Source organism: Leisingera sp., from assembly GCF_034669605.1.
Lineage (GTDB): Bacteria > Pseudomonadota > Alphaproteobacteria > Rhodobacterales > Rhodobacteraceae > Leisingera.
Genome location: NZ_JAXMOX010000122.1, coordinates 1 through 14,032, shown reverse-complemented (window position 1 = coordinate 14,032; position 14,032 = coordinate 1). Strand labels below are relative to the sequence as shown.

At 65.5% G+C, this 14,032-nt stretch carries 14 protein-coding genes and 1 pseudogene; 11 read left to right on the top strand and 4 right to left on the bottom strand.

Features of this window, described 5'->3' with window-relative positions:
• From VOI29_RS15265 to VOI29_RS15235, 7 genes and pseudogenes are all read left to right on the top strand, one after another.
• Window positions 1-252, top strand: a pseudogene (locus VOI29_RS15265) (hypothetical protein); the annotation flags it as partial.
• A 260-nt stretch (window positions 253-512) separates the two neighbouring features.
• Window positions 513-932 carry an alternative ribosome rescue aminoacyl-tRNA hydrolase ArfB gene (gene arfB, locus VOI29_RS15260; protein ID WP_323780350.1) on the top strand — a complete coding sequence of 140 codons (420 nt, stop codon included), beginning with the start codon at window positions 513-515 and terminating at the stop codon, window positions 930-932.
• A gap of 67 nt (window positions 933-999) precedes the next feature.
• Window positions 1,000-1,746: an SDR family oxidoreductase gene (locus VOI29_RS15255; RefSeq protein WP_323780348.1), complete on the top strand. Its 747-nt coding sequence runs from the start codon at window positions 1,000-1,002 to the stop codon at window positions 1,744-1,746.
• Window positions 1,743-2,765 carry a P1 family peptidase gene (locus VOI29_RS15250; RefSeq protein ID WP_323780345.1) on the top strand — a complete coding sequence of 341 codons (1,023 nt, stop codon included), beginning with the start codon at window positions 1,743-1,745 and terminating at the stop codon, window positions 2,763-2,765. Before VOI29_RS15255 ends, VOI29_RS15250 begins: the two co-directional genes overlap by 4 nt.
• Window positions 2,766-2,874: 109 nt before the next feature.
• Complete coding sequence (locus VOI29_RS15245; RefSeq protein WP_323780341.1) at window positions 2,875-3,336, top strand: cytochrome C; 462 nt, start codon at window positions 2,875-2,877, stop codon at window positions 3,334-3,336.
• Window positions 3,337-3,486: 150 nt separating this feature from the next.
• On the top strand, window positions 3,487-4,029 hold the full coding sequence (gene idi / locus VOI29_RS15240) for an isopentenyl-diphosphate Delta-isomerase (protein ID WP_323780339.1): 543 nt from the start codon (window positions 3,487-3,489) through the stop codon (window positions 4,027-4,029).
• A gap of 78 nt (window positions 4,030-4,107) precedes the next feature.
• Window positions 4,108-5,367: a flavin-dependent oxidoreductase gene (locus VOI29_RS15235; RefSeq protein WP_323780337.1), complete on the top strand. Its 1,260-nt coding sequence runs from the start codon at window positions 4,108-4,110 to the stop codon at window positions 5,365-5,367.
• A gap of 250 nt (window positions 5,368-5,617) precedes the next feature.
• On the opposite strand, the gene glpK is transcribed toward VOI29_RS15235, so the two are convergent.
• From glpK to panB, 3 genes are all read right to left on the bottom strand, one after another.
• Window positions 5,618-7,108 (bottom strand): glycerol kinase GlpK, encoded by a 1,491-nt coding sequence (gene glpK, locus VOI29_RS15230; protein ID WP_323780333.1) that lies wholly within the window; start codon window positions 7,106-7,108, stop codon window positions 5,618-5,620.
• Between the two features lie 67 nt (window positions 7,109-7,175).
• Window positions 7,176-8,036 (bottom strand): pantoate--beta-alanine ligase, encoded by an 861-nt coding sequence (panC, locus tag VOI29_RS15225; protein WP_323780330.1) that lies wholly within the window; start codon window positions 8,034-8,036, stop codon window positions 7,176-7,178.
• A gap of 8 nt (window positions 8,037-8,044) precedes the next feature.
• Window positions 8,045-8,875 carry a 3-methyl-2-oxobutanoate hydroxymethyltransferase gene (panB, locus tag VOI29_RS15220; RefSeq protein WP_323780327.1) on the bottom strand — a complete coding sequence of 277 codons (831 nt, stop codon included), beginning with the start codon at window positions 8,873-8,875 and terminating at the stop codon, window positions 8,045-8,047.
• A 164-nt stretch (window positions 8,876-9,039) separates the two neighbouring features.
• On the opposite strand from panB, the gene VOI29_RS15215 reads away from it, so the two are divergent.
• A complete protein-coding gene (locus VOI29_RS15215) occupies window positions 9,040-10,518 on the top strand; it encodes an ABC transporter substrate-binding protein (protein ID WP_323780324.1) in 1,479 nt (492 codons plus the stop codon).
• Window positions 10,519-10,558: 40 nt separating this feature from the next.
• Here the strand turns inward: VOI29_RS15215 and VOI29_RS15210 are convergent, their stop codons facing one another.
• Window positions 10,559-11,677: an acetoin utilization protein AcuC gene (locus VOI29_RS15210; RefSeq protein WP_323780321.1), complete on the bottom strand. Its 1,119-nt coding sequence runs from the start codon at window positions 11,675-11,677 to the stop codon at window positions 10,559-10,561.
• Window positions 11,678-11,888: 211 nt separating this feature from the next.
• On the opposite strand from VOI29_RS15210, the gene VOI29_RS15205 reads away from it, so the two are divergent.
• From VOI29_RS15205 to VOI29_RS15195, 3 genes are all read left to right on the top strand, one after another.
• Window positions 11,889-12,836 carry an ABC transporter permease gene (locus VOI29_RS15205; protein ID WP_323780318.1) on the top strand — a complete coding sequence of 316 codons (948 nt, stop codon included), beginning with the start codon at window positions 11,889-11,891 and terminating at the stop codon, window positions 12,834-12,836.
• Complete coding sequence (locus VOI29_RS15200; RefSeq protein WP_323780315.1) at window positions 12,833-13,648, top strand: ABC transporter permease; 816 nt, start codon at window positions 12,833-12,835, stop codon at window positions 13,646-13,648. The genes VOI29_RS15205 and VOI29_RS15200 overlap by 4 nt, the downstream gene beginning before the upstream one ends.
• The coding region (locus tag VOI29_RS15195; protein ID WP_323780312.1) for an ATP-binding cassette domain-containing protein at window positions 13,645-14,032 on the top strand (388 nt) is incomplete at its 3' end. The genes VOI29_RS15200 and VOI29_RS15195, both read left to right, overlap by 4 nt.

The following is a 14,032-nucleotide window of genomic DNA, read 5'->3' as shown; positions in this document are numbered from 1 at the left end:
CTCGTTGCGCAGCACCTCTTCGGCAATGCGCAGCAGGGCGCTGCGCGCCTTTTCGGGCAGGGTATCAGGATAGGCGGTGACGAATTCTTCGACCACTTTATGTTGGTGCTGCCGCTGCTGGGCCGCGGCCCGTTGGCGCCGCTGTGGGTCTCGCTGGCGGCGGCCGACTGGATGGTGAAATTGTCGCTTGCGCTGCTGGCGCTTGTGCCGTTCCGCATCATCGTGCGTAAACTGACTGAAAAGACCACATGATTTTGTTTTGACATCTGCCGAATCTGTGGCAGGCTGAAGTCACACGAAACATTCAGAAAGGAGGTGCCCATTGTCTAGAGAAGCTATGGAGAGCAGTGCCGGAACAGTTCAGAAGGTGTGCGGCCGAGGCAGCCCTTGGTGCGTATAGACCCCTGAATTGGTGCTGACCTAACCGGCGCACCTCCTATCATCTCGAAGGGCTGTCCCCGCGTGTAAGGGACAGCCCTTTCGTTTTTGCAAAGCGCGTTTCATAAAGAGCCATGATCCACGTTAACGCGCAAATCACCCTGCAGGACTGGGAAGTCACCGAAAGCTTTGTCCGCGCCTCGGGCCCCGGCGGCCAGAATGTGAACAAAGTGGCCACCGCAGTGGAACTGCGGTTCGAGGCCGAACGCTCGCCTGCGCTGACGGCCGCGGTCAAGACCCGGCTGAAACGGCTGGCCGGGCGCCGCTGGACCAAGGAAGGCGCCATCATCCTGCAATGCGACGAGACCCGGTCGCAGCAGCGCAACCGCGAGATTGTGCGCGAACGGCTGGCCGAGCTGGTGCGCAAGGCGCTGGTGGCGCCAAAGCGGCGGATTGCCACCAAACCGACCCGCGGCTCGGTCAAGCGGCGGCTTGAGGCCAAGAAACAGCGCGGCGGGCTGAAAGCGACGCGCGGTAAAATCGACCCGGATTGATCCAGCGGATTGCACCCGCCGCCCGCTCCGCCCATGCTGCTGGCAAAACAGCAGGGAGGATAAAATCATGCGGCTGGCAGGAAAGACCGCCATCGTGACCGGCGGCGCCTCGGGCTTTGGTGCCGGGATTGCGCGCAAGTTCGTGGCGGAAGGCGCGCGGGTGATGATCGCCGACATCAATGGCGCCGCGGCTGCGGAACTGGCCGCCGAACTGGGCGGCAACGCCACCGCCCATAAGGTGGATGTCTCCGACGGCGCCTCGGTCAATGCGATGGCAGAGGCCGCGCTTGCCGCCTTTGGCCACCTCGACATTCTGGTCAACAATGCCGGGGTCACCCATCTGCCCGCGCCGCTGGAGGAAATCGCCGAGGATGATTTCGACCGGGTGATGGCCGTCAACATGAAGTCCGTCTACCTGACCGCCCGCGCCCTGGTGCCGCATATGAAGGCGCGGCAGACCGGCGCGATCCTGAACGTCGCCTCCACCGCCGGCGTGTCGCCGCGGCCCAACCTCAACTGGTACAATGCCTCCAAGGGCTGGATGATCACCGCCACCAAAACCATGGCGGTGGAACTGGCGCCGCACGGCGTGCGGGCCAATGCGATCAACCCGGTGGCCGGGGAAACGCCGCTGTTGAAAACCTTCATGGGCGAAGACACCCCCGAAATGCGCGCCAAGTTCCTGTCGACCATCCCCATCGGCCGCTTTTCCACCCCCGAAGACATGGGCAACGCGGCCTGCTACCTGTGTTCGGACGAGGCCGGCATGGTGACCGGTGTGGCAATGGAAGTGGACGGAGGGCGCTGCATATGACCCCCGGCCCCCGGAACCTGATCACTGACGTGCCCGGTATCCTGGTCGGCAATGCGCAGGATACGGCGCTGAAATCCGGCACTACGGTGCTGACCTCGGACAGGCCCTTCGCGGCATCCGTTCATGTGATGGGCGGCGCACCGGGGACGCGGGAGACGGATTTGCTGGCGCCGGACAAATCGGTTGCAAAGATCGACGCGCTGGTGCTTTCCGGCGGCTCGGCCTTTGGGCTGGATGCCTGCTCCGGCGTGATGGATGCGCTGCACAGCCAGGGCCGCGGCTTTCCGGTGGGCCCGGCGCGGGTGCCGCTGGTGCCGGGCGCGATCCTGTTCGATCTGCTGAACGGCGGCGACAAGGCATGGGAGGAAAACCCCTACCGCGCCCTGGGCCGGGCGGCGTTCAAAGCCGCGGCAGGGGCGTTTGATCTTGGCACTTTTGGTGCGGGCACAGGCGCGCTGACCGCGATGCTGAAGGGCGGGCTGGGGTCGGCCTCGCTGGTTCTGGACAGCGGCGTGACCGTGGGGGCGCTGGTGGCCGCCAACCCGCTGGGCGCCGTCACCACGCCGGGTGAGCGGCATTTCTGGGCGGCGCCGTTTGAAATCGGGGATGAATTCGGCGGATTGGGCCCGGACCCCGCAGCCGGGCTGGGCCGAAGCCTGGAGAGCCGCAAGCTGGCCGCCATGCAGACGCTGGGCAATGCCCGCCTGCCGGAAGAACGCGCCAATACCACCATCGCCATCGTTGCCACCGATGCCGTACTCAGCAAGGCGCAGTGCCAGCGGCTGGCCACCGCCGCCCATGATGGCATCGGCCGCGCCATCGTGCCGGCCCACGCGCCCGGCGACGGCGATCTGGTCTTTGCCGCCAGCACTGGCGCCCGCGCCCTGGCACACCCGGATGCAGAGCTTGGGCCGCTCTGCCATGCCGCCGCGCTGTGCCTCAGCCGCGCCATCGCCCGCGCCATCTCTCACGCCCGTCCGGAACCCGGCGATCTGCTGCCCTGCTGGGCGGCGCCCTGAACCTCCGCAACGTCCTGCCATGGCATTGATGCGCGTCAAACTGCCTGTTGACACCGCAGGCTATTGGATCATGAGTCAAACCTGCCAACTCAAAACCGGAGCAAGCAATATGAAACTTCTCGTGACAGCCGCCGTTTTCGGCCTCCTCGCCGCCCCAGCCTTTGCCGAAGGCGACCCGGCCAAGGGTGAGAAGGGGTTCAACAAATGCAAATCCTGCCACACGGTCGTTTCGGACAGCGGCGATGTGATCGTGAAGGGCGGCAAGACCGGCCCCAACCTGTGGGGCCTGGCAGGCCGCACCGCGGGCAGCGTTGAAGGCTTCAATTACAGCGACGACCTGGTTGCGGCAGGCGAAGCCGGGCTGGTCTGGGACGAAGAGAAGTTCGTCAGCTTCACCACCGATCCCAAGAAATTCCTGCAGGCCGAAACCGGCAACGCCAAAGCCAAGTCGAAAATGTCCTTCCGCCTGAAGAAGGGCGGCGAGGATATCTTTGCCTTCCTGGCCGGCCACGGCCCGGCGCCGGCGGAGGACGCCGCAACCGGGGACGCCGCAGAAGCCGCTTCCGAATAAGGTCTTTTTGACAGACCGGCCACAGAGCCGCGGCATTTTCGCCGCGGCTTTTCGCGTAATTGCTTTCGTCACCCGCAGACGTTAGCGGTAGGAGCCAGGCCATCGCAGTTGCGGCAGGCCGCCCCGCAAAAGAACCGTCATGGACACAGTATGAGCCACATGATCCCCGCCTGGGTGAACGGCGATTTGACACCGGTGGACAAGCTCGCCGCGCATGAGCGCGGACTGAAGCACAAGGCGGTGTCCGTCTTTGTGGTCAAAGGCGTGGATATCCTGATGCAGCGCCGGGCGATGGGCAAATACCACACGCCCGGCCTCTGGGCGAACACCTGCTGCACCCACCCGATGTGGGATGAACAGCCTTCGGCCTGCGCCGTGCGGCGGATGCGTGAGGAATTGGGGCTGACGGGTCTCTATCCCGAGTTCCGCCATCACCTGGAATACCGCGCCGATGTCGGCAATGGCCTGATCGAACATGAGGCCGTCGATGTCTTTCTGGCCCATGCCCACCGCCCCCTGACTATCACCCCCGACCCGGATGAGGTGATGGAGACCCGCTGGGTCGAATACCATGACCTTTTGGCCGAAGTGAGCCGCCACCCGGAGCGTTTCACGCCGTGGCTGAAAATCTATCTGCACAATTATGCGGATGTGATTTTCGGGCCTGACCTGATGATCGCCGGGCGGCGCTGACCGCTTTCCCTTATTGCCGGATTGCCTGCGGCCGCGCGCTGTGGTTATGTGCCCGCACAATTAGGGAGTATACTTAATATGTCCATTCTCATCGCCGGCGGCGGCATAGCCGGGCTGTCACTGGGGCTCACACTGCATCAGATCGGGGTGCCGTTCCGCATCTTTGAGGCCGCCCGGGAACTGAAACCGATGGGCGTCGGTATCAACCTGCAGCCCAACGCGGTGCGGGAGCTGCTGGATCTGGGGCTGGAGGCGGAGCTGGACGCCATCGGCGTGCGGACCCGGCAGCTGGGGTTTTACAGCAAGCTTGGCAACACCATCTGGGAGGAGCCCCGCGGCACCAGCGCAGGCTATGCCTGGCCGCAGTTCTCGGTGCACCGGGGCGAATTGCAAATGCTGCTGTACCGCGCGCTGATGGAGCGCGCCGGGCCGGAGTGCATCGAAACCGGAGCACGGGCGGCGGGGTTTGAGAACACTGCGGGCGGCGCTGCTTTGCTGCTGGCGGACGGGCGGCGGGTTGACGGCTCCCTGGTGATAGCCGCGGATGGCATCCACTCCGCCCTGCGCGCGCAGATGGTGCCGGAGGAGGGCGCCCCGGTCTGGAACGGCCGCATCCTGTGGCGCGCCACCGCCTGCGCGCCTGCCTTCAAGGGCGGCGCGGCGATGGCGATGATCGGGCACGACCACTTGCGGCTGGTGGCCTATCCGATCTCGGCACCGGACGCGGCGGGCCGCGTTGCAATGAACTGGATTGCGGAAAAGAGCTTTGACCCTTCCGCGCCTTGGCGCCGGGAGGACTGGAACCGGCCTGCGGATATCAATGACTTCCTGCCCGACTTTGCGGAGTGGCGGTTCGGCTGGATCGATGTGCCGGCGCTGATCCGGGGGGCGGACGTTGTCTATGAATACCCGATGGTGGACCGTGATCCGCTGGACAGCTGGACGATCGGCAATGCGACCCTGATGGGCGACGCGGCGCATCCGACCTATCCGGTCGGATCGAACGGCGCCAGCCAGGCCATCGTCGATGCGCGGGTGATCGGTGCGCGGCTGCTGGAACACGGCGTGACGGCAAAGGCGCTGCAGGCCTATGAGGCAGAACTGCGCCCGCTGACCACGGCCGTGGGCCGTGCCAATCGCGCAGGCAGCGGGCCGGACGGAGTGCTGCAGCGGGTCGAGGATCTCTGCGGCGGCAACTTCACGGATATCGGCGAGGTGATCCCGCAGGCGGAGCTGGCTGCCCATGCAGCCAAGTACAAGTCGATTGCTGGTTTTTCCATCGAGGGGCTGAACGCCCGCCCCCCCACCATCCCGGCAGGCGCCCGCGTCAGCTACTAAGGCGCGCCCGCGGCCAGCCGCGGGTCAAGGGCGGCCCAGCCGCCGTGCCGCAGGCACGGTTCACTCTTGAGGCGCGGAGGGGCGGACACAGAGTCAGAAAGGCGCATTGAAGGGCAGTCCTGACCTTCAATCGCTTCTCAGCAAACAGAAAACGCCGCGCAAAGCGCGGCGCCACGCCCAACTGTGTGGCCCATTCTGTGAATGGGCAGGAACAGGCGGGAGCCCCCCGCCCTGCCCTATTCGCAAGCAGTCAGACCCCGATCACCGCCTGCACGGCACGCTGCCAGCGGGCATAGGCCGCCTGGCGGGCGGCAGGCTGCATCAGCGGCACGAACTGGCGGTCGAGCTTCCAGGTATCGGCAAAACCCGTCTGGTCCGGATAGATCCCGGCCCGCATCCCCGCCAGCCAGGCCGCGCCCAGCGCGGTGGTTTCCTGCATCACCGGGCGGTCGACAGCGGCCCCCAGCAGGTCGGCGAGGCTTTGCATGGTCCAGTCGCTGGCGCTCATGCCGCCATCGACGCGCAGGGTCACGGTGTGATGGCTGTCGTCCTCCCAGTCGGCCCGCATCGCCTCATAGAGATCGCGGGTCTGATAGGCGACGCTTTGCAGGGCTGCGCGGGCAAATTCCGCCGGGCCGGAATTGCGGGTGAGGCCGAACACCGCGCCGCGGCACTCCGGCTGCCAGTAAGGCGCGCCAAGGCCGGTGAAGGCGGGCACCAGGATCACGTCCTGGCCCGGATCCGCCCGCAGCGCCAGCTCGCCCGAGTCGGATGCCTGTTCGATAATCCCCAGCCCGTCGCGCAGCCATTGCACCGCGGCCCCGGCGATGAAGATCGAACCTTCCAGCGCATAGGTCGGCTTGCCGTCCAGCTGATAGGCGATGGTGGTCAGCATCCGGTTCTTCGACACCACCGGCGCATCGCCGGTGTTCAACAGGGCAAAACAGCCGGTGCCATAGGTGGATTTCATCATCCCCGGGCGGAAGCAGGCCTGGCCGATGGTGGCCGCCTGCTGGTCGCCGGCCACGCCCAGAATCGGAACAGCGCCGCCCAGGATCTCCGGATCGGTGGTGCCGAAATCGGCAGCGCTGTCCTTCACCTCCGGCAGCATCTGCTGCGGCACCTCCAAAAGGTCGCTGATGGTGCGGCTCCAGCAGCCCTTGCGGATGTCATACATCAGCGTGCGCGCGGCATTGGTGGCATCGGTCACATGCGACGCGCCGCCGGTGAGGCGCCAGATCAGGAAGCTGTCCACCGTGCCGAACAGCAGATCCCCTGCCGCCGCTTTGTCCCGCGCGCCGGGCACCAGGTCGAGGATCCACTTCACCTTGGTGCCGGAGAAATAGGGATCGAGCAGCAGCCCGGTGCGTTCGGTGACGATGTCCTCATGGCCGTCCTGGCGCAGCTGCTCGCAAATGGCGGCGGTGCGGCGGTCCTGCCAGACGATGGCATTGTGGATCGCCTTGCCGCTAGCCTTGTCCCAGACCACGGTGGTTTCGCGCTGGTTGGTAATGCCGATGCCGGCGATATCCGGGGCAGAGACATCCAGCTCCGCCATCACCTTGCGGCAGACCGCGACGGTGGTGTCCCAGATCTCCTCGGGGTCGTGCTCCACCCAGCCCGCCTGCGGGTAATGCTGGGTGAACTCCTGCTGCGCGGTGCCCGCGACCTGCATGCCCGCATCAAACAGGATTGCCCGGGTCGACGTGGTGCCCTGATCAATTGCCAGAATATAGGTCATCTGCTGCCCTCCAGTCTCCTCTGACCGGGAAGCATAAACGCAAATGTGTTACCGCTGCCAGTCCCTACTAAGATTTTAGTTGATGAACTTCGATATTGTCGATCAGCCGGATGTTTCCCATCCAGGCGGCGGCCAGCAGACGGGCAGGCCGGGCGGGTGTCTCCAGGGCTTCCAGCGTCCCGGCGCAACGCAGGTCGAAATACTCCACTTCGCCGAACCCGCTCTCGGCCAGTGTTTTGCGCGCGGCGGCCTCGAGCGGCGCCCAGGGGGCTCCCGCCGATGCCTTGGCAGCGGCCTCCCGCATTGCCGCATTCAGAGCGGCCGCCCGCGCCAGCTGGTCCTCGGACAGGCGCAGATTGCGCGAGGACATCGCCAGCCCCGACGCCTCGCGCACGGTTTCGCAACCAACGACTTCGATCGGGATATCCAGGTCGCGGGCCATCCGGGTCACCACCATCAGCTGCTGGTAATCCTTCTGGCCGAAAAACGCCTTGTCCGCGCTGGTCTGCAGGAACAGCTTGGCCACCACCGTTGCCACCCCGTCGAAATGGCCGGGGCGAAAGGGCCCCTCCATCACATCCGTGATGCTGCCGCCGACCGAGACATTGGTGGCATAGCCGTCCGGATAGATCTGATCCGGGTCCGGGACATAGATCAGATCCACCCCCAGATGCGCGAGCTTTTGCGCGTCGTCAGCTTCGGTCCGGGGATAGTTTTCCAGGTCTTCCGGTGTGTTGAACTGCTTGGGGTTCACGAAGATTGTGACGATCACGCGGTCACAGGCGTCCTTGGCCGCCGCCACCAGCGACAGGTGGCCCGCGTGCAGCGCCCCCATGGTGGGCACCACGGCAATGGTTTCACCGGCGCGGCGCCAATCTGCCGTCTTGGCGCGCAGGTCCGGCAGGCGGCGCAGGATAGGAGCAGTCATATCGGAAGTCATCCTTTGGAGGGCGCCTGATCGGCAAAGACATGTTCCGCCGCCGGGAAGCTGCGGGCGCGCACCTCGGCGGCGTATTCCGCAATGCCGGCCTCGGCCAGCGGGCCAAGATCGGCGTAGCGTTTCACGAATTTCGGCTTGAAGGCGGTGAAAAAGCCCAGCATGTCGTCGACCACCAGGATCTGCCCGTCGCATCCGGCACTGGCGCCGATGCCGATAGTGGGAATGGCAACCTCGGCGGTGATCTTGTCGGCCAGTTTCTGCGGCACCTTTTCCAGCACCACCGAAAACGCCCCGGCCGCCGCCACGGCACGGGCATCCGCCAGAACCGCCTCTGCTTGCGTATCGCGGCCCTGCACCTTGTAGCCGCCAAGGGTGTTGATCGACTGCGGCGTGAGACCAATATGCGCCATCACCGGAATGCCGCGCTTGACCAGAAAGCGGATGGTCTCGGCCATCTCGACACCGCCCTCCAGCTTGACCGCGGCGCAGCCGGTCTCGGCCATCAGCCGGGCGGCATTGCGGAACGCCTGCTGCGGGCCTTCCTCGTAGGACCCGAACGGCATGTCGATGACCAGCATCGCCTGTTCCAGCCCGCGCGCCACCGCCTGGCCGTGCATAATCATCATCTCCATCGTCACGCCCAGGGTCGAGGCCAGGCCGTGCAGCACCATGCCGACGCTGTCGCCGACCAGCACGAAATCGCAGTGCTTGTCCATCAGCCGCGCCATCGGCGTGGTATAGGCTGTCAGGCTCACCAGCGGCGTGCCGCCCTTGCGGGCCCGGATGTCTTCGGCGTTGGGCGCCTGTTTCTTGGCTGTTGCGCTCATGGTGTCCTGTCCGCGGTTCAAGAGTGGACACGGATTATCAATTAACGCCGCGTGCTTCCAGTGCGCGAAATGCCGCCCGGCCTTGATTACGCTTGGGAAAAGGGGAAACTCGTTTCCAATAGGCGCCATAACCGGCCCGTATTTTGCACACAGGGAGTTTTCCGATGGCTTTCAGATCCTACGTTTTCGCCGCCGGTTCGGCGCTTGCACTGGCGGCAGGCAGCGCCTGGGCCAAGGACAGCGTCACCATTGCGCTGCAGCTGGAGCCGCCGCATCTGGACCCGACCAGCGCCGCGGCTCAGGCCATCGACTCGGTGGTTTACAGCAACATTTTCGAAGGGCTGACCCGGTTCATGGGCGATGGATCTGTGGTGCCCGGCCTGGCCGAAAGCTGGGAAATTTCCGAAGACGGCACTGTCTATACCTTTCACTTGCGTGCGGGCGTGACCTTTCATGACGGCAGCGCGATGGATGCGGAGGACGTGAAATTCTCGCTCGACCGTGCCCGCGCCGACGACAGCACCAACGCACAAAAGACACTGTTCGAGGGGATTTCATCGGTGGAGGCGGTGGATCCGCATACCGTCAAAGTCACGCTGGACGCCCCGAACGGCGGTTTCCTGTTCAATCTTGCCTGGGGCGATGCGGTGATTGTCGCGCCCGAAAGCATCGAAGATATCAAGACCGCCCCGGTCGGCACTGGCGCCTATACCTTCCAGGAATGGGTGCAGGGCGACCGGATCAGCCTGGCCCGCAATCCGGAGTACTGGGGCGAACAGCCCGCACTGGCGTCGGCCACCTTCAAGTTCATCTCCGACCCGACCGCTGCGTTTGCCGCGATGATGGCCGAGGATATCGACGCCTTTGACAATTTCCCAGCGCCGGAGAACCTGCCGCAGTTCGAGGCCGATCCACGGTTCCAGGTGCTGGTGGGCTCAACCGAGGGTGAGACGATCCTGTCCATCAACAACAAGCAGCCGCCGTTCGACGATCTGCGCGTGCGCCAGGCGGTGGCCCATGCCATTGACCGGCAGGCGATCATAGACGGCGCGATGTTCGGCTATGGCACCCCCATCGGCAGCCATTTTGCACCGCACAACCCGGCCTACACAGACCTGACCGGCAATTCTGCCTTTGCCCCGGAGACAGCCAAGGCGCTGCTGGCCGAAGCTGGCCTGGCCGAGGGTTTCGAGACCACCCTGCACCTGCCGCCGCCCTCCTATGCCCGCCGCGGCGGTGAGATTGTGGCGGCGCAGCTGGCCGCAGTAGGAATCCGGGCCGAGATCGTCAACGTGGAATGGGCGCAATGGCTGGAGACGGTGTTCCGCGGCAAGAACTTCGGCCTGACCATCGTCAGCCATACCGAGCCGATGGACATCGGCATCTACGCCCGGCCCGATTACTACTTCCAGTATGACAGCAAAGCCTTTCAGGAGCTGATGGCCAAGCTGAACGCCACCACCGATCCCGACGCCCGCGCCGCGCTGCTGCAAGAGGCGCAGGAGATGATTTCGGCGGATTATGTCAACGGCTACCTGTTCCAGCTGGCCAAGCTGGGCATCGCCAAGGCCGGGCTGCAGGGGCTGTGGGAGAACGCCCCCACAGCCGCCATCGACCTGACCGCGATCAGCTGGGCGGAGTAGAGCCTGCAATGCAAGAAGACCGCCCGGCCGATAGGCCGGGCTATAATAGCCGCCTTGCCCGCAAGTATTTCACCCGCTCCCGGATCTCCTGCCGCACCGCCCCGCCGCGCGGCTGATCCCTGAGCGTTGTGAACCAATGCTCCGGCGGATTGCGGCCCAGGCGGTTGCCGTTGAACTCCAGTCCGCGCAGCACGTCCTCGCCTGCCTGCGGCAGCCGCTGCGGCACCTCGAAGCCGTTCAGCACGGCCCAGACCCCGGTCCACAGCCGCCCCACCGACCACGGGTTATAGCCGCCGCCGCCCAGCACCAGATACCGCGGCGCCATTCCCATCAGCGCCCGCACCACCGACCAGTGGGCGTTGTTCGAAAGATCCAGATGCGGCAGCGGGTCTTCCGTCACCGCATCCGCTCCGCATTGCAGTACAATGGCATCCGGCGCAAAGGCCGCGACCGCGGGCAGGATCAGCCCGTCGCGGATATGGGCCATTTCGTCATCGTTGAAGCCGCGCGGCACCGGCAGGTTCAGCGCCGACCCGCCTGCATCCTCGGTCAGCCTGCCGGTCTTGGGCCACAGGTTTTCCTCATGCACCGAGATCATCAGCACCTCCGCATCGCCGGCAAAGCCATGCTCCACCCCGTCCGCATGATGGGCGTCAATGTCCACATAGGCGATCCGCTGCGCGCCGTGGTGGCGCAGCGACAGCATCGCCAGCACCGGATCGTTCAGATAACAGAAGCCGTTGGCCCGGTCCGGCATCCCGTGGTGGGTGCCGCCCGCCGGGTTATAGACAATGCCGCCATCCGCCAGCAGCTCCCCGGCCAGGACCGACCCGCCCGCCGCGGTGGCCGGGCGGCGGAAAATCTCCGGAAACACCGGGTTCGAGATCGTCCCCAGATGATGCCGCGCGCGCACCGCACCGGTTACGGCCTGCGCCGCCTCGGCCGCCTGCAGCGCCGCCACATATTCCGGCGTGTGCCAGGCCGTCAGCACCGCCGGTTTCGCCCGCGGGGAATTCACATAGGCCCCGTCCGGCAGCCAGCCCAGCGCCCGGGACAGGTCCATTACGGTCGACACCCGCGGCACCCGCAGGGGGTGGGTGCCGCCATAAGAAGAGCCACGGTAGATTTCCGATCCGATGAACAAGGGACGCGCCAGCATGAAGCATGTGATAGCCTGCCCGGCCCGCAATGCGGAAGACCCCGTCCGGAAACAAGCCGCAGGCGCGGCCCCCGTGATCTGTGCGATACCCGCGCAAATTTTCAAATGCTGCACATTCAACCCGCTGAGAACGGGAGGTTATTTCCTTTTTTGGCTCTGCTCTCGGCATCTCCTCTGGACCGCGCTGCGCTGCGCTCCTAACGTGGCGGCCATGCTGCGTTATGCCCTGAAACGCCTGTTGTCGCTGATCGTCAGCCTGGCCGTTGCCTCGCTGGTGATCTTTCTTGTGGTGGAGGTGGCGCCGGGCGATCCTGCGGCCTTTATGCTGGGGGTCAATGCGCAGCCCGATACGGTTGCGGCCCTTCGGGCAGAGCTGGGGCTGGATCAGGGCAAGGCGGCCCGTTACCTGACATGGGCCGCGGGTCTGCTGGGCGGCGATTTCGGCACCTCCTATACCTACCGCACGCCGGTTGCGGAGATGATCGCCGACCGGCTGTGGGTGTCGCTGCCGCTGGCGCTATATGCGCTGACCCTGTCCACCCTGATCGCCTTTCCGGCCGGCATCTATGCCGCCGCCCGCCGCGGCAAGCCGGGCGGCATGGCGGTGGTGGGCGCCACCCAGCTGGGCGTTGCGGTGCCGAATTTCTGGTTTGCGATGATGCTGGTGCTGGTCTTTGCCATCAACTTGCGCTGGTTCGGGGCCGGCGGCTTTCCCGGCTGGGAGGCCGGGCTTTGGGCGGGTCTTCATGCGCTCACCCTGCCCGCCATCGCGCTGGCGCTGCCGCAGGCGGCGATCCTGACCCGGGTGATGCGCTCTGCACTCCTGGACATTCTCGGCGAAGACTTCATGCGCACCGCCCGCGCCAAGGGGCTGACCCGGCGCCAGGCCCTGTGGCGGCACGGGGTCCGCAATGCGCTGATCCCGGTGCTGACCATCATCGGCCTGCAATTCTCCTTCCTGCTTGCGGGCGCCATCATCATCGAGCAGGTGTTTTTTCTGCCCGGCCTTGGGCGGCTGGTGTTCCAGGCGATTTCGGCGCGGGATCTGATCGTGGTGGAATCGGTGGTGATGCTGCTGGTCTTTGCGGTGATCACGGTGAATTTCCTGGTCGATCTAGCCTATGCGCTGGTGGACCCGCGGCTGAGGAGCCGGACATGACCCGCGGCCTGATCCTTGGCGGCGCGCTGTCGGCGCTGGTTTTGCTGGCGGCGCTGGTGTCGTTCCTGTGGACCCCCTTTGACCACGCAGCCATGAACATCCCCGCCAAGCTGCAGCCGCCCAATGCGCAGCACTGGCTGGGCACCGATCATTTCGGCCGCGACCTGATGTCGATGATCATGGTCGGCGCCCGCACCTCCATCGCGGTGGCGCTGGTGGCTGTCGGCATCGGCATGGGCGCCGGTGTGCCGCTGGGCCTTGCGGCTGCGGCGCGCAAGGGCACCTGGCTGGATGAGGGGATCATGCGCGGCAATGATCTGGTCTTTGCCTTCCCTTCGCTGGTGATTGCCATCCTGATCACCGCGGTCCTTGGCGCCGGTGCCGTCAACGCCATCATCGCCATCGGCATTTTCAACATCCCCGTCTTTGCCCGCATCACCCGCGGCGCAGCGCTGTCGCTGTGGGAGCGCGAGTTCATTCTCGCCGCGCGGGTTGCCGGCAAGGGGGCCGCGCGAATCTCGGCCGAGCACATCCTGCCCAATGTGATGAACCTTTTGATCGTGCAGGGCACCATCCAGTTCTCGCTGGGCATCCTGGCGGAGGCGGGGCTCAGCTATGTCGGCCTCGGTGCCCAGCCGCCCACACCCAGCTGGGGCCGGATGCTGGCGGACGCGCAGACCATGGTCAGCTTTGCCCCGCACCTGGCGCTGGTGCCAGGCACTGCCATCATCCTCACCGTGCTGGGGCTTAACCTGCTGGGTGACGGGTTGCGCGACTGGCTGGACCCGAAGCTGCGGGTGGCGCGCGCATGACCCTGCTTGATATCACCAGCCTGTCGGTCAGGATCGGCGCTTTTCAGGTGCTGAAGGACGTCTGCTTCCACGTCGATCCGGGCGAAACCGTCGCCGTCACCGGCGAGAGCGGATCCGGCAAGTCGATGACCGCGCTGGCCATCATGCAGCTGCTGCCGGAAACAGTCCACGCCAAGGGCTACATCACCCTGAACGGAACCCAGCTGCTGGAGCAGTCCGAGACGCAGATGTGCGCCATCCGCGGCCAGTCCATCGGCATGGTGTTCCAAGAGCCGATGACCGCGCTGAACCCGGTCAAAACCATCGGCGATCAGGTGATGGAGACGATTCTGATCCACCAGGCGATGCCCCGCGCGCAGGCCGAAGCCCGCGCCCGCGAGGTGC

Bases quoted from the DNA above. Each gene is read 5' to 3' on its own strand.
- arfB (WP_323780350.1), top strand. From the start codon at position 513: ATGATCCACGTTAACGCGCAAATCACCCTGCAGGACTGGGAAGTCACC.
- VOI29_RS15255 (WP_323780348.1), top strand. From the start codon at position 1,000: ATGCGGCTGGCAGGAAAGACCGCCATCGTGACCGGCGGCGCCTCGGGC.
- VOI29_RS15250 (WP_323780345.1), top strand. From the start codon at position 1,743: ATGACCCCCGGCCCCCGGAACCTGATCACTGACGTGCCCGGTATCCTG.
- VOI29_RS15245 (WP_323780341.1), top strand. From the start codon at position 2,875: ATGAAACTTCTCGTGACAGCCGCCGTTTTCGGCCTCCTCGCCGCCCCA.
- idi (WP_323780339.1), top strand. From the start codon at position 3,487: ATGAGCCACATGATCCCCGCCTGGGTGAACGGCGATTTGACACCGGTG.
- VOI29_RS15235 (WP_323780337.1), top strand. From the start codon at position 4,108: ATGTCCATTCTCATCGCCGGCGGCGGCATAGCCGGGCTGTCACTGGGG.
- glpK (WP_323780333.1), bottom strand. From the start codon at position 7,108: ATGACCTATATTCTGGCAATTGATCAGGGCACCACGTCGACCCGGGCA.
- panC (WP_323780330.1), bottom strand. From the start codon at position 8,036: ATGACTGCTCCTATCCTGCGCCGCCTGCCGGACCTGCGCGCCAAGACG.
- panB (WP_323780327.1), bottom strand. From the start codon at position 8,875: ATGAGCGCAACAGCCAAGAAACAGGCGCCCAACGCCGAAGACATCCGG.
- VOI29_RS15215 (WP_323780324.1), top strand. From the start codon at position 9,040: ATGGCTTTCAGATCCTACGTTTTCGCCGCCGGTTCGGCGCTTGCACTG.
- VOI29_RS15210 (WP_323780321.1), bottom strand. From the start codon at position 11,677: ATGCTGGCGCGTCCCTTGTTCATCGGATCGGAAATCTACCGTGGCTCT.
- VOI29_RS15205 (WP_323780318.1), top strand. From the start codon at position 11,889: ATGCTGCGTTATGCCCTGAAACGCCTGTTGTCGCTGATCGTCAGCCTG.
- VOI29_RS15200 (WP_323780315.1), top strand. From the start codon at position 12,833: ATGACCCGCGGCCTGATCCTTGGCGGCGCGCTGTCGGCGCTGGTTTTG.